Annotated in this window: 20 protein-coding genes; 13 read left to right on the top strand and 7 right to left on the bottom strand. The window is 71.9% G+C overall.

The features are described from left to right. The first annotated feature begins 16 nt into the window (after window positions 1–16). Entirely contained in the window at window positions 17–787 is a 771-nt protein-coding gene (locus AC3YNX_RS03970; RefSeq protein ID WP_489994978.1) for an S-methyl-5'-thioadenosine phosphorylase, read from the top strand. Between the two features lie 18 nt (window positions 788–805). Here AC3YNX_RS03970 and AC3YNX_RS03965 read toward each other — a convergent pair whose 3' ends face one another. Both AC3YNX_RS03965 and AC3YNX_RS03960 read right to left on the bottom strand, forming a co-directional pair. Continuing rightward, complete coding sequence (locus tag AC3YNX_RS03965) at window positions 806–2089, bottom strand: GGDEF domain-containing protein (RefSeq protein WP_127784417.1); 1284 nt, start codon at window positions 2087–2089, stop codon at window positions 806–808. Between the two features lie 800 nt (window positions 2090–2889). Further along, window positions 2890–4182 carry an MFS transporter gene (locus AC3YNX_RS03960; RefSeq protein WP_489994670.1) on the bottom strand — a complete coding sequence of 431 codons (1293 nt, stop codon included), beginning with the start codon at window positions 4180–4182 and terminating at the stop codon, window positions 2890–2892. A gap of 338 nt (window positions 4183–4520) precedes the next feature. On the opposite strand from AC3YNX_RS03960, the gene AC3YNX_RS03955 reads away from it, so the two are divergent. The 4 genes from AC3YNX_RS03955 (at window position 4521) to AC3YNX_RS03940 (ending at window position 8547) form a co-directional block, all read left to right on the top strand. Then, on the top strand, window positions 4521–5516 hold the full coding sequence (locus tag AC3YNX_RS03955) for a ferritin-like domain-containing protein (RefSeq protein WP_489982208.1): 996 nt from the start codon (window positions 4521–4523) through the stop codon (window positions 5514–5516). Window positions 5517–5644: 128 nt separating this feature from the next. Next, the gene (locus AC3YNX_RS03950) at window positions 5645–6691 is read left to right on the top strand and encodes an NAD-dependent epimerase/dehydratase family protein (protein ID WP_489994669.1); all 1047 of its coding nucleotides are present in this window, start codon (window positions 5645–5647) and stop codon (window positions 6689–6691) included. A gap of 73 nt (window positions 6692–6764) precedes the next feature. Continuing rightward, window positions 6765–8036, top strand: a complete 1272-nt coding sequence (locus AC3YNX_RS03945) for a molybdopterin-dependent oxidoreductase (RefSeq protein WP_489994977.1) — start codon at window positions 6765–6767, stop codon at window positions 8034–8036. 55 nt (window positions 8037–8091) lie between these two features. Further along, window positions 8092–8547 carry a hypothetical protein gene (locus AC3YNX_RS03940; protein WP_489994976.1) on the top strand — a complete coding sequence of 152 codons (456 nt, stop codon included), beginning with the start codon at window positions 8092–8094 and terminating at the stop codon, window positions 8545–8547. On the opposite strand, the gene cmrA is transcribed toward AC3YNX_RS03940, so the two are convergent. Together cmrA and AC3YNX_RS03930 are read right to left on the bottom strand one after the other, a co-directional pair. After that, on the bottom strand, window positions 8544–9356 hold the full coding sequence (gene cmrA / locus AC3YNX_RS03935; RefSeq protein ID WP_489982206.1) for a mycolate reductase: 813 nt from the start codon (window positions 9354–9356) through the stop codon (window positions 8544–8546). The two genes, AC3YNX_RS03940 and cmrA, sit on opposite strands and share 4 nt — an antisense overlap. 61 nt (window positions 9357–9417) lie before the next feature. Next, window positions 9418–10263, bottom strand: a complete 846-nt coding sequence (locus tag AC3YNX_RS03930; RefSeq protein ID WP_127784410.1) for a PaaI family thioesterase — start codon at window positions 10261–10263, stop codon at window positions 9418–9420. A gap of 127 nt (window positions 10264–10390) precedes the next feature. Here AC3YNX_RS03930 and AC3YNX_RS03925 point away from each other — a divergent pair, with 127 nt between their 5' ends. Then, entirely contained in the window at window positions 10391–12478 is a 2088-nt protein-coding gene (locus tag AC3YNX_RS03925) for a neutral/alkaline ceramidase (protein WP_489994668.1), read from the top strand. Window positions 12479–12558: 80 nt separating this feature from the next. On the opposite strand, the gene AC3YNX_RS03920 is transcribed toward AC3YNX_RS03925, so the two are convergent. Then, window positions 12559–13341, bottom strand: a complete 783-nt coding sequence (locus AC3YNX_RS03920; RefSeq protein ID WP_489994667.1) for an SDR family NAD(P)-dependent oxidoreductase — start codon at window positions 13339–13341, stop codon at window positions 12559–12561. Window positions 13342–13727: 386 nt separating this feature from the next. Here AC3YNX_RS03920 and AC3YNX_RS03915 point away from each other — a divergent pair, with 386 nt between their 5' ends. Next, window positions 13728–14030: a hypothetical protein gene (locus AC3YNX_RS03915; RefSeq protein WP_127784407.1), complete on the top strand. Its 303-nt coding sequence runs from the start codon at window positions 13728–13730 to the stop codon at window positions 14028–14030. A 381-nt stretch (window positions 14031–14411) separates the two neighbouring features. Here the strand turns inward: AC3YNX_RS03915 and AC3YNX_RS03910 are convergent, their stop codons facing one another. Further along, a complete protein-coding gene (locus tag AC3YNX_RS03910) occupies window positions 14412–15674 on the bottom strand; it encodes a cytochrome P450 (RefSeq protein WP_489994666.1) in 1263 nt (420 codons plus the stop codon). Between the two features lie 100 nt (window positions 15675–15774). Between AC3YNX_RS03910 and AC3YNX_RS03905 the strand changes: the two genes are divergently transcribed. Together AC3YNX_RS03905 and AC3YNX_RS03900 are read left to right on the top strand one after the other, a co-directional pair. After that, window positions 15775–15996 carry a ferredoxin gene (locus tag AC3YNX_RS03905; RefSeq protein ID WP_127784406.1) on the top strand — a complete coding sequence of 74 codons (222 nt, stop codon included), beginning with the start codon at window positions 15775–15777 and terminating at the stop codon, window positions 15994–15996. Then, window positions 15993–17285: a class I SAM-dependent methyltransferase gene (locus AC3YNX_RS03900; protein ID WP_489994665.1), complete on the top strand. Its 1293-nt coding sequence runs from the start codon at window positions 15993–15995 to the stop codon at window positions 17283–17285. The genes AC3YNX_RS03905 and AC3YNX_RS03900 overlap by 4 nt, the downstream gene beginning before the upstream one ends. Here the strand turns inward: AC3YNX_RS03900 and AC3YNX_RS03895 are convergent. Further along, entirely contained in the window at window positions 17282–18445 is a 1164-nt protein-coding gene (locus AC3YNX_RS03895; protein ID WP_489994664.1) for an NAD(P)/FAD-dependent oxidoreductase, read from the bottom strand. The two genes, AC3YNX_RS03900 and AC3YNX_RS03895, sit on opposite strands and share 4 nt — an antisense overlap. Before the next feature lie 168 nt (window positions 18446–18613). Here AC3YNX_RS03895 and AC3YNX_RS03890 point away from each other — a divergent pair, with 168 nt between their 5' ends. From AC3YNX_RS03890 to AC3YNX_RS03875, 4 genes are all read left to right on the top strand, one after another. After that, entirely contained in the window at window positions 18614–18904 is a 291-nt protein-coding gene (locus AC3YNX_RS03890) for a hypothetical protein (RefSeq protein ID WP_127784404.1), read from the top strand. Continuing rightward, window positions 18901–20604 (top strand): alpha/beta hydrolase, encoded by a 1704-nt coding sequence (locus AC3YNX_RS03885; protein ID WP_489994663.1) that lies wholly within the window; start codon window positions 18901–18903, stop codon window positions 20602–20604. Before AC3YNX_RS03890 ends, AC3YNX_RS03885 begins: the two co-directional genes overlap by 4 nt. Window positions 20605–20687: 83 nt before the next feature. Further along, window positions 20688–21113, top strand: coding sequence for an LppA family lipoprotein (locus tag AC3YNX_RS03880; RefSeq protein WP_489994662.1), 426 nt, complete (start codon window positions 20688–20690; stop codon window positions 21111–21113). A gap of 130 nt (window positions 21114–21243) precedes the next feature. Further along, a complete protein-coding gene (locus AC3YNX_RS03875) occupies window positions 21244–22482 on the top strand; it encodes an amidohydrolase (protein WP_489994661.1) in 1239 nt (412 codons plus the stop codon). The last annotated feature ends 93 nt before the right edge of the window (window positions 22483–22575 follow it).

Raw genomic sequence — 22575 nt, 5'->3', positions numbered from 1 at the left:
TGAGTCAGTGCAGGATCTGGTCGCGGTGATCGGCGGGAGCGGGTTCTACTCGTTCTTCGACGACGCCGACACGGTCACCCTGGAGACCCCGTACGGGGCTCCGAGCGGACCCATCACCATCGGCGAGGTGGCGGGCAGGCAGGTCGCGTTCCTGCCGCGCCACGGCGTTGACCACGAGTACCCGCCACACAAGGTGAACCACCGGGCCAACCTCTGGGCGCTGCGCAGCGTCGGGGTGCGGCAGGTGTTCGCCCCGTGCGCGGTGGGCAGCCTGCAGCCGGAGCTGCCCGCGGGCTCGGTGGTGGTGCCCAACCAGCTCGTGGACCGCACGTCTGGGCGCGCACACACCTACTTCGACGACGGCGGCGTGCACGTGGAGTTCGCCGACCCGTACTGCCCCGACCTGCAGGCAGCGGCGCTGCAGCCGGGCGTGCTCCCCGGCGGGGCGATGGTGGTGGTGGAGGGCCCGCGCTTCTCCACCCGGGCGGAGAGCCAGTGGTTCGCCGCACAGGGATGGAGCCTGGTGAACATGACCGGGCACCCTGAGGCGGTGCTGGCTCGGGAGCTGGCCCTCTGCTACACCCCGATCGCGCTGGTCACCGACCTGGACGCCGGCATCACCGCCGGGTCCGGCGTGCGGGCGGTGGACGTGTTCGCCGAGTTCGGCCGCAACATCGGCCGGCTCAAGGACCTGGTGCGTGCGGCGATCGCGGCCGCACCCACGACGCGGGACTGCCCGTGCGGACGGGTGCACGACGGCATCACCCTGCCCATCACGCTGCCGTAGCCGCCGCACGCTGGTTGGTTAGCTGGCGAGCGAGGTGGGGGTGTGGCTGGCGATCTCGACGCGGTCGCGGCCCGCCCGCTTGGCTGCGTAGAGCGAGGTGTCGGCCACCTCGAGCAGCTGCTCGACGGTGACCCCGTGGGGGCGCGGGCAGAAGGCCACCCCTACCGAGGCGGTCACCGGGGTGCCGGCGATGCTGCTCGCCGGGATGCACGCCCGGATGCGCTCGGCGATCTCGGTGGCCTGCCGCAGCGTGGGTCCCTCGAGGAGCACCACGAACTCCTCCCCGCCGAATCGGCCCAGGAGGTCGTGGCCGCGCAGCTCCACGCGCAGCACTCCGGCGACCTCGCGGATCACCCGGTCGCCCACCAGGTGGCCGTGGTTGTCGTTGACCAGCTTGAAGTGGTCGAGGTCGATGAGGATGACGCTGACCGGCACCCGGGCGCGGGCGGCGCGGCTGAGGCCCTCCCGAGAGCGCTCCTGCCACGCGGTGAAGTTGAGCAGCCCGGTCTTGGAGTCGGTGCTGGCTGCGACCTGCAGCTCCTTCACCAACGAGCTGCGGTGGAGTCCAGTCAGCAGGCCGAGCACCAACGGGGTGAGCCAGGGCATGTGCAGCACGAACAGCGCGGTGACCAGGCCCAGCCCCAGCGTCATCATCTCGAAGCCCACGCTCTCCCGGTCCGGGAGCAGGGTGCGCAGTCGGGTGGGTCTGCTGGCCAGGCCCATGCCCGCCATCAGCACGCCCAGGTTGACCACGGGGAAGACCGCGAGGGCACCCAACGTGGTGACGGCAGAGAGGAGTCCGCCGTTGAAGAGGCTGCCGCCAGCGAGGTTGAGCACCCCCGACGCCGCGAGGGTGGCCAGGACCATCGTGGCCGTGGTGAACATGAGGCGGTGCGGCCGGGCAGAACGGTGTCGGTGGCACAGCAGGAGATGGTGGCCGTACACCAGCATCAGCAGGATGGCTGCGTACCCGGCCGGCAGGCTCAGTGCGCCGGCGAACGCCCAGACCGACTTGTGGTTGGACCAGATGCGGTCACTACCGAGGTAGCGCTTGAACCGCTCGATCCGATCGGCGGCCTCGCCGTAGAGAATGCCCATGCTGGCCAGCAGCAGGAAGTGTGACGGCACCCCGGAGCGCTGCTCGCTGTCGACGGTGATGAACACGGTCAATCCGACAGTGAACAGCTCGACGCCGACGATGAACCAGCGCGCGCTGCGCGGCAGGGTCCACAGCTGCCACTCGCGAAACCACGTGATCAACGACCGGGGCGCGGAATCGCCGATGCCGGACTGAGTGATCACGAGCGACCGCCCCCAGTCCGGCGCACCTTCGTGGCTGCCACTGGATGTGAGCAGTTCCCCCTGCGCCCGGCTGACGATACAGCAGCAGGGCTGAGCCAGGTGGGTGAAGTTCCCGTCTGGGCAGGAGCGTCAGCAGGGCTTGGCCGCCAGCGGGATTCGGCTGTGCCGGAGGCGCGGGCCCTGGCGGCGGCGGTGGCGCTGGCAGGGCACCGACACGCGCGAGTCGACCAATCCAGCACCTCCACCACATCGGCGAAAAAAGTCGCACAATTGGGCTAGAAGGTGACTGGATGCGCCATTGTTCAATGGCGGCTGACAGTGCACTGAGTGCTGCCCTGATTGGAGAGCGAGGTGACCTTGATGCGCGGTTTCGAGTGGGGCTGACGAGTGAGCTGGCGCGTCCCGAGGCGTCCTGGGTGCACGGCCACGGCGTGAGTGGCTGCTTCCGTACCGCCTGGTGAGCGACGTGGGGGCGTGTCCCGTGTCCAGTCTGAGCTGTGGCTCGGCGAGGAAGCTGAGGAGGTGAGTGCGATGCGTGGCTTCGAGTGGGGCTGACAAGAATTGTCCAGCAAAGGCGTGCAGCAGTGCGGAAGGGGGTGCCGGCAATGCGTGGATTCGAGTGGGGCTGATGGGCGAGTAGATGTGTGTGCGAGCGGATCAGACAGGAAGGTGATGCGAGTGCGCGGATTCGAGTGGGACTGAGGCACGACGGCGGGGCCCCGGTGATCTCGCCGGGGCACGCCGTCGTCTCAGTGGCCAGCGCGTCTTAGTGGGCAGCGCGTCTTGGTGGGCAGCGCGTCTCAGCCGGGCTGTTCCGTCACCGCAGGGCCACGAGGTGGGGACGCCACGGACGGCGCCTCGGCCACCACGTCGGTGGACCGTGCCCGGCGCAGCGCCAGCGGGGCGGCCAGGGTGACCCCGAGAGCGCCTGCGGCGGCAACAGCGACGGAGACGTTCCACAGCTCGGCGGCCAGACCCCCGACCAGCAGACCGACACCCTGCGCGGCGAGCAGGCCGGCCGACGCGATGCCGATGGCCTGGCCCCGCCGCGGGCGGGGCACCGCGAGCACGTACTCCACGACGATCTGCACCTGGTAGGCCGAGCAGAGGCCAGACACGGCCCACAGCAGCAGGGTGACCTCCAGGCCTGGTTGCAGGCCGCAGAACAGCAGCGGCACGCCCGCGGCCACGGCCAACGGTCCCACCAGGGCGGTGCGCAGCCGGTGCGGCAGCAGGCGCACGAACAACAGCGATCCCAGCAGGACGCCAGCGGGGCCCGCGGCCAGCAGCAGACCCACGGTGCGGGCGCCGCCGCCGAGGGACTCCGCGTACGGGGCCGCCAGCCCTTCGGGAACGACGAACACACCAGCCAGCCACGCGAGCCCCACCAGGGACCGCAGCCGGCGAGTCCGGAACACCAGGGTGAGACCGTCGACCCAGCCGTGGCTCCCGGCGGGCACGCCGTGCCGGGCCGCCGGCCTGGCCTGCACGTGCAACCGGATCAGCACGGCAGACACCACGAAGGTTGCGGCGTTCACCGCCAGGGTGGTGTGCGCCCCCACGGCGGCAACTGCCGCGCCGCCGACCGCGAACCCGAGGAGCTGGCTGCCCTGGGTGGTGGCGATCCGAAGACTGGTACCGAGGACGAACCCTTCTCCGTCGAGGACCTCCGCCACCAGTGCGGTCTCGGCGGCTCGCCACGGGGTGCCCACGAGGACGGACACCACCAGCAGGGCTGCCACCACTGCCAGCGGCATGCTGGGCAGTGCCATCAGCGCCAGCAGGCCTGCGCGCAGCAGGTCGCCGCCAACGAGCAGGCGGCGGACGGGCAGGCGGTCGGCGAGCGTGCCCAGCAGGATGCTGCCGAGCAGCGCCGGCAGGTAGGTGAGGGCGTAGACGCCGGCGGTGAGGATTCCTGACCCGGTCTCGCTGAACACCAGCACCGACAGCGCCACGCGAGCGAGCTGGTCGCCAAACATGGACTGGATGTCGGCGAACCACAGCCAGCGGAACTCCCGCACTCGCAGCACGTCGCCGAACGTCGGCGAACTGGTGGCCGAGCGGGCGCCGTCGGCCTCCTGGCGTGCTCCCACGGGCTCCCGCCTCCCTGCTGCGACTCACCTGAGCGCGAGGAAGAAGCACTGCTCCGCAGGACGTTCCGCCCCCAGGTCGCTCGGGGGCACTCTAGGCGGTCTGCCGGTCGGGGGCGGGCGACTCGCGTGGATCCGCCACCGGGCTCTCCTTCGACGCTGAACGCACCCATTCGCCCGGTCAGCGCAGGTCAACGCTGTTTCTGTCCAGCACCACGGCACGTGGGATGCGCCACTTCGTCGCGCGGAGGCGCGACAACACTGCAAATGTACGAACAGGAGTTCAGTCGAGAGCCCGTCCGTCCCCACCCTTTGGATTGCTGAAGAGAGGAACGACCAACGTGTCCGACAATGACACCGGCAAGATCATCACCCAGCTCCGCATGCTGCTGCAGCTGACCAACACCGAGGCCCAGATCGCCCAGGCTCGGCAGGCCCAGGCGCGCACCGATGCGGTGCGCCGCGAGCTGGCAGAGAACGAGAAGAACTCCCGTACCCGCGCCCTGCAGATCGAGCGTGTGCTCCGCGACGTGGGCGGCGTGCCCGACGTGGTGTCCCCGCTGCTTGGCCGGCTGGCGGCCATGGTCAAGACCGTCGTCGAGCAGGCGGAGCCGCTGGACGGCGCCCTGCTGGAGGACCTGTCCCTGGAGCACCAGCTCTTCGACCGCGCCCGCTACCTGAAGGTGCTGGCCACCAGCGCCGACATGGCGCGCGTGCGCACCCTGGCCGAGCGCCTCGAGGTGGCCCACCAGGCCACCATCGACTGGCTGAGCACGGTGCTGGCCGAGGAGGCGCTGGGTGGGCCGACCGCGCTGCGTCCCACGCCGCTGCAGGCGGTCGCCGGCACGGCCACCCGCATCGTCAACAGCCCGGCGCGCTGGTCTGCCGATGGCCTCAACCGCGCCGTGGCCACGGTCAAGCAGACCCGCAGCAAGGCCGAGGACTTCGCTGACGACGTGGCCGATCGCGCCAGCGACGTCGCGGACAAGGCCGGCGACGTCACCGACGCTGCCCGCGAGGCGGTGGCTGCCGGCCGAGACGCCAGCATGCGCCAGGCCGAGAAGGTGGCCCGTCGCGACGGCAACTCCAACGCTGCCGAGGCGGTGCACGACAGCCGCAAGAGCAGTGGTCAGCTGAGCGCGTCGGAGCTGCCGATCAAGGGCTACGACTCGATGACCATCACCAAGGCCGTGGCCGCGATCAAGAAGCTGAGCGACCCGGACGACGTCCGGACGATCATCGCCTACGAGGAGGCCCACAAGAACCGCAGTGGCGTCGTCTCCGCGAGCCAGACACAGCTGGCCTCGATCGCCAAGGATGTCGCCGGGATCGGTTGATCTCTCGGCTGCACCAGCTGAGCACCGCCCCAGCCGAACGGCCAGGACCCCGCACCGGGGCCCTGGCCGTTCGGCCGTGCCGGCCACGCCGAACCGCCCGGTCGCGGAGAACTGCCTAGCCTCAGCCCATGCGGGTACTGCTGACCGGCGCAGCCGGCTTCATCGGGGGACACGTCTGGGACGCGCTGGCGGCAGGCGGGCACGAGGTGGTGGCGGTCGACGCGATGCTGCCGCTCGCCCACGGCGAGCAGGCGCCCACGCCGGACGGGGTGCGGCGCCTGGACGTGCGGGACGCCGGGGCGCTGGCGGCGGCGCTGCACGGGGTGGACGTGGTGTGCCACCAGGCGGCCATGGTCGGCGCCGGGGTCGATGCCGCCGACGCACCGATGTTCGCCGACCACAACGACCTGGGCACCGCCGTGCTGCTCGCCGCGATGGCGCGGGCCGGGTGTGTGCGGCTGGTGCTGGCCTCGTCCATGGTGGTCTACGGCGCGGGGCGCTACACCTGCCCGGTGCACGGCGAGGTCGAGCCGTCGCCGCGCACCACGGCCGACCTCGACGCCGGCCGCTTCGACAGTGCCTGTCCTCGCTGCGCCGAGCGGGTGGACTGGGCGCCGGTGGACGAGGACGCCCCGCTGCGCCCGCGCAGCACCTACGCCGCCAGCAAGCTCGCCCAGGAGCACTACGCACTGGCCTGGAGCCTGGCCACCACCGGGGCGGTCACCGCCCTGCGCTACCACAACGTCTACGGCGAGCGGATGCCGCGCGACACTCCCTACTCCGGGGTCGCAGCACTGTTCCGCTCGGCGCTGGAGGCCGGGGAGGCGCCCCGGGTGTTCGAGGACGGCCACCAAGCACGCGACTTCGTGCACGTGCACGACGTGGCCCAGGCGAACCGCCTCGCGGTGGAGGCGGCGCTCGCCGGCTTCCAGCCGTTCAACGTCTGCTCCGGGACACCGGTGACCATCGGCGAGGTGGCCGCCACGCTCTCCCGTGCGCACGGCGGGCCGGCGCCGGTCACCACCGGCCAGTACCGCCCCGGCGACGTGCGGCACGTGGTGGCCAGCCCGGAGCGGGTGGCCCGCGTCCTCGGCTTCCGGGCGTCCGTGCAGCCCGAGCCAGGCATCAGCGCCTTCGCCACGGCCCCGCTGCGACCGCAGCCCGGCAGCGGTTGAGGCACTTCCCCCTGGTGGCGAGCACGCTGACACTGGAGGGGTGACCGATCCGGAGCTCGCCTTCCCCGCCCGCCTGTGGCGTGGGCTGGCACGTCACCGGCCCCCGGGGCTGGGCCGCACCCGTGCGTGGCGCTCGCCGCTGCGCGGTCCGTGGCTGACGTCGGTGCTCGGGCTGGTGCTGCTGGTGGGACTGCCGGTCGTCGCCGTCACCGGGCTGCTGTCCTACGTCGCCTACGGTCCGCAGCTCAACCAGGCCATCCCCGCCGACGTGGGGTGGCTGCACCTGCCGTTCTTCGAGTGGCCCACCCGGCCGGTGTGGCTCTACCGGCTGAACCAGGGGCTGCACGTGGGCCTGGGTCTGGTGCTGGTGCCGGTGGTGCTGGCCAAGCTGTGGTCGGTGGTGCCCACGCTGTTCGACTGGCCGCCGGCCCGCTCCCTGGCGCAGGTGCTGGAGCGGCTGTCGCTGCTCGCGCTGGTCGGTGGCATCCTCTTCGAGCTGGTCACCGGTGTGCTGAACATCCAGTACGACTACGTGTTCGGGTTCAGCTTCTACACCGCCCACTACTTCGGCGCCTGGGTGTTCCTCGCCGGTTTCGTGGTGCACGTGGCGCTGAAGCTGCCGCGCCTGGTGACGGCGCTGCGCTCGGTGTCGCTGCGCGAGGTGCTGCGGACCTCTCGCGCCGACACCCGCCCGGAGCCGCCCGACCCGGACGGGCTGGTGGCCCTCGACCCCGCCCCGGCGACGCTCAGCCGGCGCGGGGCGCTGGGCCTGGTGGGCGGGGGTGCGGCGCTGGTGGCCGTGGTGTCGGTGGGGCAGACGGTGGACGCGCTGCGCCCGCTGGCCTTCCTGCTGCCCCGCGGCCGCGACCTGGGCGACGGCCCCAACGACTTCCCGGTCAACCGCACCGCCACCGCCGCCGGCATCAGCACGGACCAGGCCGGACCGTCCTGGCGGCTGGAGCTGAGCGGGGCGGGCACCCGCACGCTGGACCGGGCCCAGCTGCTGGCCCTGCCCCAGCACACCGCGGTGCTGCCCATCGCCTGCGTGGAGGGCTGGTCGACCACCCAGCGCTGGAGCGGCGTGCGGCTGCGGGACCTGGCGGCGCTGGCCGGGGTGGCGGACCCGGCATCGGCGCTGGTGCAGTCGCTGGAGACCAGCGGTCCGTTCAGCCAGGCGGCGCTGCAGGCCAACCAGGTGCTCGACCCGGACTCCCTGCTGGCCCTGCGGGTCAACGGGGTGGAGCTGTCCGCCGACCACGGCTACCCCGCGCGGGTGATCGTGCCGGCCCTGCCGGGGGTGCACAACACCAAGTGGGTGCGGGCCCTCGAGTTCCGGGCGGCCTGAGGTGCTTGCCAGGTTCCGGGCCTTCTACGGCGCGCACCCGCTGCACCTGCTGGCGATGCTGGCCAGCTTCGCACTGGTCGGCTACGTGATCACGGTGCTCACCCCGGAGGCGCTGTGGAACCGGGAGACGTGGTGGCAGTCCGTCCTGGTGTGGTTCCTCGGCGCGGTGGTGCTGCACGACCTGCTGCTCTTCCCGCTCTACGCCCTGGCCGACCGGTCCCTGGTCGCCGGGCTGCGGGCGGTTCGTGGGCGCTGGCCGGTCCGACCGCTGCGGGTCCCGGTGGTGAACTACGTGCGGGTGCCGGTGCTGGTCAGCGGGCTGGCGTTCCTGCTGTTCTTCCCCGGCATCGTCGAGCAGGGGGCACAGACCTACCTCGCGGCCACCGGCCAGACCCAGCAGCCGTTCCTGCGGCGCTGGCTGCTGGCGACGGCCGTGGTGTTCGGTCTCAGCGCGCTGGCCTACGCGGGGCGGGTTGGCCTGGCCCGCACCGACGAGGAGCCGGGTCGCTAGCCCTCCCCCTCGCCGAGCTTGCGGTACAGCGTGCCGATCACCGGGGCGGACAGGGCTCGGGGGGCGTAGCCGCCGGCCACCGACATCACCTTGCCCACGATGCCTGGCACCACACGCATCTTGTTGCGAGCCAGTGCGTCGATCGACTCCTTGGCCACCGACTCGCTGGTCACCCACACCGAGTCGGGCAGCACCTTGTCCACTATGGACGCCTCAGCCGGGTCGGGCGTCTCGGTGCGCACCGGACCGGGGGCCAGCAGCGTCACGTGCACGCCGGTGCCCTTGAGCTCGTGGCGCAGCGACTCGGTGAAGGTGTTGGCGAAGGCCTTGGTGGCGGCGTAGGTGGCGTTGTTGGGCACCGGCAGGTTGCCGGCGGCGGAGCCGGTGACCAAGATGGCGCCGCTGCGGCGGGCCAGCATGCCGGGCAGCACCGCCAGGGTCAGGTCGTGCACTGCCACTGCGTTCAGCTGCACCAGGTCGCGCTCGAACCCGGCGTCCAGCTGGGCCACCGGGCCGAAGGTGGCCACCCCGGCGTTGTTGCACAGCACGGTGATCTCCCGCTCCGCCAGCTCGCCGGCGAGCTTCTCCCGGGCCACCGGGTCGCTGAGGTCGACCGCGCGGACCTCCACCTGCACGCCGTGGCTGCTGGTCAGCCGCTCGGCCAGCGCGGTGAGCAGCTCGGTGCGCCGGGCCACCAGGATCAGCGAGTACCCGCGTCCGGCGAGCTCGGTGGCCAGCGCGGTGCCGATGCCCGAGGAGGCACCCGTCACCACGGCGCGGCTGTCGGCGGTGGGGACGGGCAGGCTCATCAGGGTGCTCCTTGGGGCGAGGGCGGGCAGGCGGCGGCCGGCCCACGGTAGCGAGGCCGGATCAGCCCTGCCGCTGGGAGGTGACGGTGCCGATGGTGCAGGCCTTGCCCTCCGTGCCGCGGGTGGTCACCCGAGCGATGCTCACGGACCGGCCGCGGTGCACGATCTCCACGGAGAAGGTCAGCTCGGCGTCCATCGGCGCCGGACGCAGGTAGTTCATCCGCACCGAGCTGGTGATGCCCTCCGGCATGATCTCGGCGATGGCGTGGTGCGCGGCGATCTCCGTGCCGCCCAGCAGCACCCCGCCGTGGGTCATGCTCAGCGGGTTGGTCAGGTCCAGCGAGGGCGCGAGGACCAGGTCGGTGCCGTGCTCGGTGGGCTGCAGCCGCGCACCCAGCGTCCCGAACAGGTCGCGGTCGCCGGAGGGCTCGGTGAGCGGCCAGTCGTCGGTCTTGGTGGGCATGGTGACGCCCTCGGGCAGCGGGATGTAGCGGCACCAGGTGGTGGCCACGGCGATCAGCCGGTCCTGGTCGTCGAGCACGCGGCACTCGGCCACGCCGCCGTCGCGGTGGGCGTGCAGCATGCGGGACTCTGCCCGCAGGTCCGGTGAGCTGGTGCGCTCGTCGGTGCCGCGCGGGTCGACGTCGGGCATCCGCACGATGTCCATGGACAGCTCGGAGGTGACCGAGGCCTTGTCGGCCGGGCGCTGCGTGAAGATGCGGTGGCCCACCGAGTCGTCCACCAGCACGCCGATGGCGCCGGCCGCCGGCTGCCCGTCCGGACCGATCATCCAGGCGCCGGTGCGCATCCGGGTGATGCTGACGTCGCCGAGGTCGTCGGGCGGGCCCACTCGGAACAACGACTCGGGAGTGTGGGTCCGGGTGGTCGCAGAGCTCTCGACGGGCATTGGCTGAGCCTAGTCACGCCGCCGTTCACCGCCTCCCACCTGCGCGTGTCGTGGTCGAGCGCTAGCCCCTGCGGGGGGCGTGGCCCAGACTGTGTCCACATCGGAGCAGGACGGGAAGAGGCAGGGCATGGGCACTGGGGCACGCAGGTTCACCGGCAGGCTGGCTCGTCGACCGGGGGCGGTGCTGCTGAGCGCGGTGCTCGCCGTGACGGTGCTGGACGGCGCTCTGGCGGCGGCTCCGGCCCAGGCGGCCCCAACCCCCAGCGCCGAGGACGCCCAGCCCTACCTGGTGGGGCGCGGCATCGGCGACGTCACCGGGGAGGCGGCCGACGCCGGCATGCTCGGCTACGCCGACCTCGAGCAGACCACCGCGGGCATCCACCAGCGGCTGCGGGCCCGCACGTTCATCGTGGTCGACCGCGCCAGCAACAAGCGGCTGCTGCACTCCACCGTCGAGGCGGGGCTGATGTTCCAGAGCGTGCGCGAAGAGGTCCTGCGCCGACTGGGTGAGCGCTTCCCCGGGGAGTTCGGTGAGGACAACGTGCTGCTCACCGTCACCCACACGCACTCCGCGGGGGGTGGCACCGCCGGGCACGGCCTCTACAACGTCACCACCCTGGGCTACCGCCCCAAGACCTTCGAGGCGCAGGTGGCGGGCATCGTGGACTCCGCGGTGAAGGCGCACGACGACCTGCGTCCGGCGCAGCTGAGCCTGTCCCGGGACGAGCTGACCGGCACCAGCGCCAACCGAACCAAGGTCGCCTTCGACCGCAACCCGGCCGAGGACAAGGCGCACTTCCCCGACGGCATCGACCCCACCTCCACCACGCTGCAGGTGACCAGGGACGGCCGGGTGGACGGCGCCATCAACTGGTTCCCGGTGCACGGCACCAGCATGTCCACCCAGAACAGGCTGATCAGCCCGGACAACAAGGGCTACGCGGCATACCAGTACGAGCACGACCACGCCGGGGTGGACTACCTCGGCGGCGACGACCCCGCCTTCGTCGCGGCCTTCGCCCAGAGCAACTCCGGGGACATGTCGCCGAACCTGGACCTGCACGAGGCTGAGGGCGAGCAGCAGTTCACCAACTCCCAGGCCGTCGGAGCCCGGCAGTCCGCCTCCGCCCAGGCCCAGGTCGCGTCGAGCGCGTCGGCCACGCCGCTGTCCGGCGGCCTGGACACCCGCACGGTCTACGTGGACCTCAGCAACGTGGAGGTGCGTCCGGAGTTCACCGGCGACGGCGCCACCCACCGCACCTGCAGCCCGATCCTGGGGGCGGCGTTCGCCGCCGGCAGCACCGAGGACGGCGGCGGCGGGGTCGCGCTGTTCAAGGAGGGCCAGTACGGCGGCAACCCGGTGCCGGCGGCGCTGAGCACGGTGCTCTACAACCTCGACCCGGCACTCGGGGACTGCCAGGGCCCCAAGGAGCTGCTGCTGCCGGTGGGCCTGGTGGACAACGCCGTGCAGACGGTGCTGCCGGTGCAGCTGGTGCGCATCGGTGACTTCTACCTGGTGGCCATGCCCACCGAGGTCACCGTGGTGGCGGGCCTGCGGCTGCGCCAGCAGGTGGCCGCCGCGGTGGGCACCTCGCTGGACAACGTGCTGGTGCAGGGCTACTCCAACGCCTACGCCCACTACCTGACCACGCCGGAGGAGTACGACACCCAGAACTACGAGGGCGCCTCCACCATGTTCGGCCGCTGGCAGCTGCCTGCCCTCGAGCAGACGGTGTCCGGGCTGGCCACCGCGATGGCCGCCGGGGAGCCGGTGAGCACCAGGGCCCCCAAGCCCGACCTGGGCGCGAACCAGCTGGTCAGCCCGGCGGGCCAGGTGCTCTTCGACACCACCGCAGTCGGTTTTGGCGCGGTGCTCACCCAGCCGGCCGCCAGCTACGCCCCCGGCGAGCGCGCCACCACGGTGTTCTCCGGGGCCAACCCGAACAACAACCTCCGGCGGGGCGGCACCTTCCTCACCGTGGAGCGCCAGGACGGCGACGGCTGGACCCGGGTGGCCGACGACGGCGACTGGTCCACCCGCTTCGGCTACGCCCACGACGGGCTGACCGGCTCCGTGGTCACCATCACCTGGGACGTCCCGGCCGCAGCGGCGCCGGGCACCTACCGCATCACCTACTCCGGTGACGCCAAGAACCCGTGGGGTGCCATCACGCCGTTCACCGGCACCTCGCGCCCGTTCACCGTCACGGGGTAGCACGCACACAACGGACGGGAGGCGGGACCGAGTGCTCGGTCCCGCCTCCCGTCTGGTGTGGAGCGGCTGTGAACCAGCGACTACTTCGGCTGCAGGCGCGCGCCACCGTCGACGCGGACGACCTCGCCGTTGGCGTAGGTGTTGGTGATGAGCTCCAGCACCATGGAGGCCAGCTCGTCGGCGGTGCCCAGGCGCCTGGGGAACAGCACGTCGCGCTTGAGCTTGTCCTTGAACGCCTCGGAGCCCTCACCCTCGCCGTAGATGGGGGTGTCGATCAGGCCGGGGGCGACGCAGTTGACCCGGACGCCGATGGCGGCGAGGTCGCGGGCCACGGGCAGGGTCATGCCGACGATGCCGCCCTTGGAGGAGGAGTACGCGGCCTGGCCGATCTGGCCGTCGAACGCGGCGACGGAGGCCAGGGTGACGATGGCACCGCGGGAGCCGTCGGCGTCCACGGGCTCGGTGCGGCCCATGGCGGTGGCGGCCAGGCGCACGCAGTTGAACGTGCCGATCAGGTTGATGGTGAGGACCTTGGTGTAGAGCTCCAGGTCGTGGGCGGAGGAGAACTGTCCGTCCTTGCCCACGGTGCGGGAGGCCCAGCCGACACCGGCGGCGGCCACCAGGCTGCGCAGCGGGCCGAGCTTCTCGGCGGCCTCGACGGCGGCGATGACCTGGTCGGGGTCGGAGACGTCGGCGCGGACGTACTCGCCGCCGATGGACTCGGCGACGGCCTTGCCCTTGTCGTCCTGCAGGTCGAGGATGACGACCTTGGCGCCACGGGCGGCAAGCTGGCGGGCGCTGGCCTCCCCGAGGCCGGAGGCGCCACCGGTGACGATGGACGAGGTTGCGGTGAGGTCAAGCACTGTTGCAGCTCCTGTACAGATCGGCCGCGGTGCGGCGACGGCTCGTCCTGGCGGGGCGCAGGCCGAGGGGGTCCTCGTGGGACTCGACGGGCCTGAGCCTATCGCGGTGACCCGGCCCGGAGGTGCCCGTCGCGCCAGGGTGTTCAGCTCACCGCGCGGTCGGGGTTAAAACCGGCTAGGGTCCTCCGCCCGCCATTTGAGCTGAGGCCATTTCGGGGCCTTGTCTGCACCACTCAGTTTTGATGTTTCTACATTTAGTGACTAGGTTGACGCAGTACGCATTCTGAAGCAGTCGGGATCTACATGAATTCGCCGCAGTTCCACTAGGCGGTGACTCCGGTGGTCCAGCCCTCAAGCGGCTGACCATCCTGATCCCAAGGAGCAACATGAGCAGCAACCAAGGACCCGCAGTGCGCACCGATGGCGGCCACGCGCAGGTGGACAACCGCACCCCTCGCCGCAGCACCGAGACCAAGATGGCCACCAAGACCACCGAGCTGATCGTGTACGTCGTCGCGGTTCTCGCGGTCGCCATCACTGCGCTCATGGTCAGCGGCAACGACGAGGGCACCCAGGACCCGTTCGGTGCCGCTGAGGCGCTGCGCTACATCACCTGGCTGAGCATCGGCTACATGATCGCCCGTGGCCTGGCGAAGTCCGGCAGCCGCGAGAGCTACAACGGCTCCTGACCGGCCGCCGCGCTCCGCGCGGCAGCACGTGAAAATGTCCCCTCTCCGCAGTCGCGGAGAGGGGACATTTTCCTGCACTGCACTCCGTGCGCCGGCGACAAGGGTGGAGCGCCATTTCCGGATCGGCGGTCGCGGACTCTCGACGCCACCCTTGAGCCATTTGTGACGTGTGCCGCAGGAAAAGGCGGTTGGGTCGGGGCGGCCTCAGCTCAGAGCAGGCGAGGGATGTTGCGCAGGTTGGCGCGGGCCATGTCCGCCATGGGCCCCACCCCGCCGTCGAGGACCGTCTTTGCTGGCTGGTCGGTCACGGTGGGCATGGTGTCTCCTCGCTGACCCGGTTGGGGGATCAGGCGGGTGCTGCGCCAGACGGGTGGTGCCGAGTCAGGTGGCGGGGTAGTGCACCGGCATCCGCTTGATGCCGTTGATGAACATCGACCGCAGCGCCCGGGGGGGCTCGGTGGGGGCGATGTCCGGGATGCGGTCGGCCAGCACGTCGAACATGATCCGGACCTCCGCCCGCGCCAGGTTGGCGCCCAGGCAGAAGTGCGGGCCGCCACCGCCGAAGGCCACGTGCGGGTTGGCCTCGCGGCGCACGTCAAAGGTGTCCGGCTCGGCGATGGCGGCGCCGTCCCGGTTGGCTGCCGTGTACATCAGCAGCACGCGCTCGCCCCTGCTCACCTGCTGGCCGCCCAGCACGTAGTCGCGCATGGCGGTCCGCTGGAAGTGCATCACCGGGGTGGCCCAGCGGATGATCTCCTCCGCCGCGGTGTCCAGCGGCCGCTCGGTCTTGAAGATCTCCCACTGCTCGGGGTTGTCGAAGAACGCCTGCATCCCGTGCGAGATCGCGTTGCGGGTGGTCTCGTTGCCGGCGACCGCCAGCAGCAGGAAAAAGACGTCGAACTGTTCGGAGGTGAGGTTGTCGCCGTCGATCTCGGCCCGCAGCAGCCGGGAGATGATGTCGTCCTTGGGGTTCGCCCGGTGCTCGGCGGCGAGCTCGTCGGCGTAGACGTACATCTCCATGGACGCGACCTGACCGTCCGCCGGGGAGGTCTGGTACTCCGGGTCGTCGAAGCCCACCATGCGGTTGGACAGCTCGAAGATCTTGGCGCGGTCGGCGTTGGGGATGCCCATCAGCTCGCACAGGGCCAGCAGCGGCATCTCCGAGGCGATGTCCTCCACGAAGTCGCCCGCACCCTGGGCCAGGGCTCGGTCGACGATCTGGTGGGCGAACTCGGTGAGCTGCGGCTCGAGGCTGCGGATGGTGCGGGGAGTGAAGGCCCGCTGCACGATGTTGCGCAGGTGGCTGTGCTCCGGGGGATCGATGTTGAGCATGAGCAGCCGCATGGTCTGCAGCTGCTCCTCGGGCTGGCCGAAGGTGTCGGCGCTGATGATGGTGCCGCGCTCGTAGGAGGAGAAGACGTCGGGCTGGCGGGACACCTCCTCGATGTCCGCCCGGGTGGTCACCAGCCAGAAGCCGTCCCCGGAGGTGCCCGGTGCCGGGTACCAGGACACGGGGGCCTCTTCGCGGATGGTGGCGAACTCACCCAGGGGCTGGCCGGCAGCGAACGTGTCCGGATTCATCAGGTCGACGTTCACCGGACAACCGCGCTTGGTGGGGGTGTGGCCTTGCTCAGACGCTGTCATCGGACGATCCTCCGATCAAGTGCGCTGCGTCACACGACCAGAACCACGGTAACCAGCGCAGATGGGCCGGTCAAGAACATGTTCTACCGAGGAGGGATCCATGGCTCGTTCGTTGAACGTCGAGGTTGACGCCACCTGCATCGGCTCGGCGTACTGCCGCGGCAGCGCCCCGGAGGTGTTCCTGGAGGGACCGGAGCGGCAGACGGTGGTAGCCACCAACCCCGTCCAGGACTCCCCGGAGGTGCAGGAGGCGATGGAGAGCTGCCCGGTGGAGGCCATCTCCGCCACCGACGCGCAGACCGGCGACGAGGTGTTCCCGTGAGGGCTTCCGGCCAGCGCCGGCCGGTGGTGGAGGAGCTCCGTCCGATCCTGCGCGGTCTGCTGGGCGAGGACTTCCCGCTGCGGCTGCGTGCCTGGGACGGCTCCGAGGCCGGACCACCCGACTCCCCGGCAACTCTGGTGATTCGCACGCCGCGGGCAATGCGGCGCTTCCTGTGGAGCCCGGACGAGCTGGGCCTGGGCCGCGCCTACGTCAGTGGTGACCTGGACATCGAGGGTGACCTGTACGCCGCGTTGTCGCTGCCGGACCTGCTCGCCGCCGAGGAGCGCCCCGACCTGTCGCTGAGCTGGCCGGACCGGCTCGGGGCGGTGCGCACCGCGCTGCGGCTGCGGGCGGTGGGGCTGCCGCCGGCGCCGCCGCCGGAGGAGTCCCGGCTGCGGGGCCGCCGGCATGCGCTGCGCCGGGACGCTGACGCCATCGCGCACCACTATGACGTCGGCAACGAGTTCTACCGCCTGGTGCTGGGCGAGACGATGACCTACTCCTGCGGCTACTGGCCGACCCCGGAGTCCACCCTGGACCAGGCGCAGGAGGCCAAGTACGCACTCATCGCCACCAAGCTGGGCCTGCGCCCGGGCATGCGGCTGCTGGACATCGGCTGCGGCTGGGGCGGGATGGTGCTGCACGCCGCCCGTGAGCACGGCGTGCACGCGGTGGGGGTCACCATCTCCACCGCCCAGGCCGAGCTGGCCCGCAAGCGGGTGGCCGAGGCCGGGCTCAGCGACCTGGTGGAGATCCGGCTGCAGGACTACCGCGAGGTGTCCGACGGGCCCTACGACGCCATCTCCAGCATCGGCATGGCCGAGCACGTCGGGCAGGAGCAGCTGCAGGTCTACGCCAACCAGGTGCACGGGCTGCTGGCCCCGGGTGGGCGGCTGCTCAACCACGCCATCTCCCGGCGGCCCGGCCCGGTGATGGACCCGCGGCGCAGCTTCCTGGTGCGCTACGTGTTCCCGGACGGCGAGCTGCACCCGCTGGCCACCACTGTGGACACCTTGGAGCAGGCGGGGCTGGAGGTGCGCGACGTGGAGTCGCTGCGCGAGCACTACGCACGCACCTGCCGGGCCTGGGTGCAGCGGCTGGACGATCGGTGGGAGGAGGCGGTGGAGCTGGGCGGTCCGGGCCGGGCGCGGGTGTGGCGGCTGTACCTCGCGGCGTCGGCGCTGGCGTTCGAGCAGCTGCGCACCGGCCTCAACCAGGTGCTGGCGGTGCGTCCGGACGTCCAGCTGCGCAGCGGCCTGCCACCCACCCGCGGGGAGTGGCTGGGCTAGCGGCTGCGCCGTGGCCCGGCGAGCACCCGGGCCACGGTGCGTGGGCTGACCCGGCCGAACGCCAGTCCCACCTCCACCAGGTCGTCGAACACCACCTGGTCGGCGGCCGCGGCCCGGATGCCCGCGCGCACCAGCAACCCGCTGGAGGACAGCCGGGCCACCGCCGCGGTGTGCCGCTGGTGCGAGCCGAGCCGGGCACGCAGCGCCGTCCGGTAGCGCCCGCCCGCCAGGTGGCCCAGCCCCTGCCCGATGGCGGTGGCCGCGGTGCGGCCAGCGACGATGCCGCTGGTCACCGCGTGGTAGATGCCCTCCCCGGTCATCGGGTTGACCAGCCCGGCCGCGTCGCCGACCAGCAGCACCCGGCCCAGCGGGTGCGGCCACCGCCACGACGACAGCGGCAGCAGGTGGCCCTTGACCTCGGCCACGCCGTCGGTGGCGCCGGGCAGCAGCTCGGCCAGCCGCCGCAGCAGCAGCGCACGGGAGGGCGGTGCCCCCGCCGGGTGCAGCAGCTCCCCGTAGCCCACGTTGGTGTAGCCGTCGCCCCGGTCGAACGACCACGCGTAGGCCGGCTGGTGGCCGTGGCCGTAGGCGATCACCTGCTGGGCGGCGCGGGCGTCGGGGGTGGGGGCGTAGCCGCGCAGCGCCAGGGCTCGGCGTCGCACCGGGGCGAGGCCGCCGCAGCGGCGCACCAGCGACTGCGCCCCGTCCGCCCCGATGAGCACGGTGGCGGTGCAGGCGTCGTCCACCAGCACCCGGTCGCCGTCCGGTCGCACCGCGCGCACCCGGTGCTGGACCAGCTCGGCACCGGCCGCGGTGGCGGCGTCCACCAGGCGGGCGTCCAGGACGGCGCGCGGCACCACCCAGGTCTGGCGCGCCAGTGGCCGGCAGACGCTGTCGGCGCCCAGGTCCAGTCGCAGCTGGGGCACGGGCGTCCAGTCGTCGAGCAGGCCGTGCACCCCCACCTCGGCCAGGGCGTCCAGGACGTGCGGGGTCACGCCGTCACCGCAGGTCTTGTCGCGGGGAAAGGCGTCGCGGTCCAGCAGCAGCACCCGCAGGTTCGGGTCGACCGACAGCGCGCCGAGTGCGGTGGCAGAACCGGCGGGCCCGGCGCCCACGACCACCAGGTCCCAGTGCGCGGTCCGTGCTGGTTCGGCCGTCATCGCCACCCCCTCGCCCCGCCGGCAAGGCTACGGCCGAGCCGCGGGCAGCGCTGGGAGCATCAGCACGCCCCCAGGCGGTGCGGCTGCCGGTTAGGGTGACCAGGACACGTGAGACCGTGTGGCGCAGAAAGCGTTTGCGGACGGGACGAGGTTCGGGGGAGGCCCCAGATGACGTTGACGACCGTGCCGGACCTGATCCGCGCAGCATCAGCGGCGGCGAAGGACCTGGCTGAGCAGGTGGGCGCGGTGAAGCTGCCCGTGGTGGCCGACACCGTGGAGACCGCGCTGCCGGCGTCGCAGAGCGCCTCGGCAGCGGCGACGCTGGGCACCGCGTGGAAGGCGCGGGTGGACAGCCTGGCCAGCCAGGTCGACACCCACGCCACCGGGCTCAAGACCGCGGCCGAGGCGTACTCCAGCCAGGACGGTGCCCTCGCGCGCGACTTCCGGGCCGTGCCGTGAGCCTCACCATCGGGGACGTGCGCCGCTGGTCGTTCGGCGGGGTCGACTCGGCGGCGACGGCCGCGCTGGGGCACCGCGGCACGCTCGTGGGACTGCAGGACGAGCTCGACGCCGCCGCCCGACCGGCCGACTGGACAGGTGGTGGCGCCACCGCTGCGGCCACTCGCCACGGCGAGATCTCCGAGGCGCTGCGCCGCACCGCCGCGCAGGCCGGCGCCGTGGCCAGGGCGCTGGACCAGGCTGGTGCCACCGTCACCACGCTGCAGCAGATGCTCTCCGAGGCGGACACCCTCGCCTCCCAGAACGGCTTCAGCCTCGGTGACGACGGCGTGGTCCGGGACGTCTCGGACATGTGCCTGACCGAGGCGGCGATGGCCGACCGGGTGCGGTTGCGCGACGAGCTGGTGACCCGCCTCGAGCGGGTGCTGGCCACCGCCACGGACATGGACGCCGACCTGGCCAAGGTGCTGCTGGCCGCGGCGCACGACGAGATCGACGACGGTGAGGGGACGAGCCTGTACGGCGCGGGCGCCACCGGCAGCGACTCCGGCCGCCTCAGCGCGCTGCCCCCGCCGGAGGACGGCTCCCCCGCGGAGAACGCCTCCTGGTGGGACAGCCTGACGCCCGCCCAGCAGCAGGACTACCTGAGCAACCACCCAGACGTGGTCGGCAACATGGACGGCGTGCCTGCCGACGTGCGCGACCAGGCCAACCGCTCCCGCCTGGACGACGAGCGGGCCGCGCTGGAGGCCGAGGCCGAGCGGCTGCAGAAGAACCTGGACGACAACCGCTTCGGCGGCTGGTTCACCTTCGACGACGGGCGGCTGGACGACGTCAAGAACAAGCTCAAGGACCTGGACGCCATCGAGGACACCCTCAACGGCGACGACAAGCAGCTGCTGCTGCTGGACACCTCCGGAGAGATGGTGAAGACCGCGATCGCCACCGGCGACGTGGACACGGCCGACCACGTCTCGGTGTTCACCTCCGGATTCGAGTCCAACACCCACGACAGCCTGGAGGGCTACGACCGCGCCCAGGCGGCGCTGCGGCAGGAGTCGCTCAACCAGCTCAAGCTGGAGGGCCGTGGGGACGAGACCGTCGCCAGCATCACCTGGATGGGGTACGAGGCGCCCTCGTGGGGCAGCTTCGTCGACGACTTCGACAACACCGACCTGGTGACCAACGACGGGGCCGCCCAGAAGGGCGCTCCCAGGCTCAACGACTTCCTCAACGGCATCGACGCCTCGCGGCCGACCGACCCGCACCTGACGGCGCTGGGGCACTCCTACGGCTCGCTGACCACCGGGCTGGCGCTGCAGCAGGGCACCGGCGTGGACGAGGCCGTGCTCTACGGCTCGCCCGGGCTGGGCACCGACGACGTCAAGGACCTGAAGGTGCCGGAGGGCCACGTCTACGTGGCGGAGGCCAAGAAGGACTACGTCGCCGACGCCGGGGGCCTCGGGCTGATGGGCTACGACCCCAACCAGCTGAACGGGGTGAACACGCTGTCCACCGAAGCGGGAGACACCCCGAGCGGGGACCACCGCACCGGATCGGAGGGGCACAGCGAGTACGTGCGCGACGGCACCATGTCCCAGTACGGCATGGGTGCCGTGATCGCCGGCATCCCGGACAACATCGTTGCCGGTGACCACTTTGGCTTCGGTGACGCGCTCGGCTGGAACCCCTTCTTGTGATGGTCGTCCGGCGCACCGCCGTGGCCACCGTCCTCGCCACCGCTGCCCTGCTCGCCGGGTGCAGCACAACCTCGGGAGAAACCATGGATGCCGACGAGGCCCGCTCGGTGCTGCAGTCGCGGCCCAGCTCTGCGGAGGCGGTCGCCACGGTGGTGGCGCTGCGCGACGCCATCGCCACAGCGGTCAGCCAGGCTGCCGGGTCGTTGGCGTGGGAGCCCGCGGGAGAGCAGAGCCGCGCAGGCTGCGGCGCCCCCTTCAGCGGTCAGGACGCGGCGACGGTGTTCGTCGGTGACCTGCTGGCCAAGCAGGCCATCCACGCGCAGTGGCCCGCAGCGCAGCAGGCGGCGCAGCGCCTCGCCGCCGACGCGGGATTCACCCAGGTGGTGGTCAAGGTGGACCGCCCGGACAACCACCAGGTCCGCTTCGTGGCCGAGGACGGGGCCTACATCGACCTCGGCACCAAGGTCACCACGCTGGTGAGCGGCGCGACGGGCTGCCACCTGCCCTGACCTGGTCGGGTGCGGGTGGGGCCGATCGTGGCCCTGCCGCCCGGGGCCCGATCGGCGTATGACTGGTGGGAGGGTCTTTCGCGGTGATCGACGCGCGTGGGCCGCGCAGGCCTGCCGAGAGGACGCCCCGATGTCGCACCCAGCCACCGCTGATCCGTCTCTTGCCGAGCTCTACAAGGACCTGCACCGGCACCCGGAGCTCGGCTACCAGGAGCACCGCACGGCCGGAATCATCGCGGATCGGCTTGCCGCGCTGGGCTTCACCGTCACCACGGGGGTTGGCAAGACCGGCGTGGTGGCGGTCCTGCAGCGCGGCAGCGGGCCGGTAGCCCTGCTGCGGGCGGACATGGACGCCCTGCCGGTGAAGGAGGAGACCGGACTGGACTACGCGAGCACCGCAACCGCCGTGGATGAGGCAGGCAACACCGTGCCGGTGGCGCACGCCTGCGGCCACGACCTGCACATCACCTGCCTGCTGGGCGCCGCGGAGACCCTCGCCGCCGACGGCGCGGGCTGGGCAGGCACGCTCGTCCTGGTCTTCCAGCCGGCGGAGGAGCTGGGGTCCGGTGCGCAGGCGATGGTGGACGACGGGCTGTTCGAGCGGTTCCCCCGGCCCGACGTCGTGCTGGGCCAGCACGTGGCCCCGCTGCCCGCCGGGAAGATCGCCGCGCACCCGGGCCCGGCCTACGCAGGTTCGGACTCGCTCAGCGTGCGAATGATCGGCAAGGGCGCCCACGGCTCCATGCCGCAGAGCTCCATCGATCCCGTCGTCATGGCGGCGGCCACGGTGCTGCGGCTGCAGACCATCGTCTCCCGAGAGGTTCCGAGCACCGACGTCGCAGTCCTCACCGTCGGCGCGCTGCGCGCCGGCGACGCGGCCAACGTCATTCCGGGGGAGGCCGAGCTGAGGCTGAACCTCCGCAGCTACACCGAAGCGGTTCGCCAGCAGATGCTCACGAGCGTGGAGCGCATCGCAAGGGCCGAGGCGGCCGCCGCGGGGGCTCCGGAGCAACCCGTGATCACCGAGACGGAGCGCTTCCCCATCGTGGTGAACGACCCGACCGCGCTGTCGAGGACGCTGGAGGCGTTCGCCCAGTGGCTGGGCGCGGGCAACATCATGGACCCGGGCGCAGGGGCCGGCAGCGAGGACGTCGGAAACCTCGCGACCGCGGCCAACGCCCCGCTGTCCTACTGGCTGCTGGGGGGAACCGATCCCGCCCTGTTCACCACCGGCGACCTGACCGATCCCGCCATGGCGAGCATCCCGTCCAACCACTCGCCCCGGTACGCCCCCGCCATCGAGCCGACCCTGAGCATCGGCGTGAGCGCGCTGGTGACGGCGGCCAGGACGTGGCTGCCGGCCTCGTGAGCCTGGGGGTGGGTGGGTGCCGTTGCATCCGCGCCCTGACCTGCGCCGACGGGGCAGATGGAATGCACGGCGGGGAGTGGTCGCTGCACCTGG

It is taken from the genome of Rhodococcus sp. Z13_19A (assembly GCF_058133575.1).
The sequence above is the reverse complement of the archived record's forward strand: the minus strand, read 5'-3'. Positions and strand labels throughout refer to the sequence as shown.

Coding starts and splice junctions, on each gene's coding strand:
- AC3YNX_RS03875 (WP_489994661.1), top strand. CDS start 21,244: ATGTCGCACCCAGCCACCGCTGATCCGTCTCTTGCCGAGCTCTACAAG.
- AC3YNX_RS03890 (WP_127784404.1), top strand. CDS start 18,614: ATGACGTTGACGACCGTGCCGGACCTGATCCGCGCAGCATCAGCGGCG.
- AC3YNX_RS03905 (WP_127784406.1), top strand. CDS start 15,775: ATGGCTCGTTCGTTGAACGTCGAGGTTGACGCCACCTGCATCGGCTCG.
- AC3YNX_RS03895 (WP_489994664.1), bottom strand. CDS start 18,445: ATGACGGCCGAACCAGCACGGACCGCGCACTGGGACCTGGTGGTCGTG.
- AC3YNX_RS03915 (WP_127784407.1), top strand. CDS start 13,728: ATGAGCAGCAACCAAGGACCCGCAGTGCGCACCGATGGCGGCCACGCG.
- AC3YNX_RS03925 (WP_489994668.1), top strand. CDS start 10,391: ATGGGCACTGGGGCACGCAGGTTCACCGGCAGGCTGGCTCGTCGACCG.
- AC3YNX_RS03950 (WP_489994669.1), top strand. CDS start 5,645: ATGCGGGTACTGCTGACCGGCGCAGCCGGCTTCATCGGGGGACACGTC.
- AC3YNX_RS03910 (WP_489994666.1), bottom strand. CDS start 15,674: ATGACAGCGTCTGAGCAAGGCCACACCCCCACCAAGCGCGGTTGTCCG.
- AC3YNX_RS03880 (WP_489994662.1), top strand. CDS start 20,688: ATGGATGCCGACGAGGCCCGCTCGGTGCTGCAGTCGCGGCCCAGCTCT.
- AC3YNX_RS03930 (WP_127784410.1), bottom strand. CDS start 10,263: ATGCCCGTCGAGAGCTCTGCGACCACCCGGACCCACACTCCCGAGTCG.
- AC3YNX_RS03940 (WP_489994976.1), top strand. CDS start 8,092: ATGCTGGCCAGCTTCGCACTGGTCGGCTACGTGATCACGGTGCTCACC.
- cmrA (WP_489982206.1), bottom strand. CDS start 9,356: ATGAGCCTGCCCGTCCCCACCGCCGACAGCCGCGCCGTGGTGACGGGT.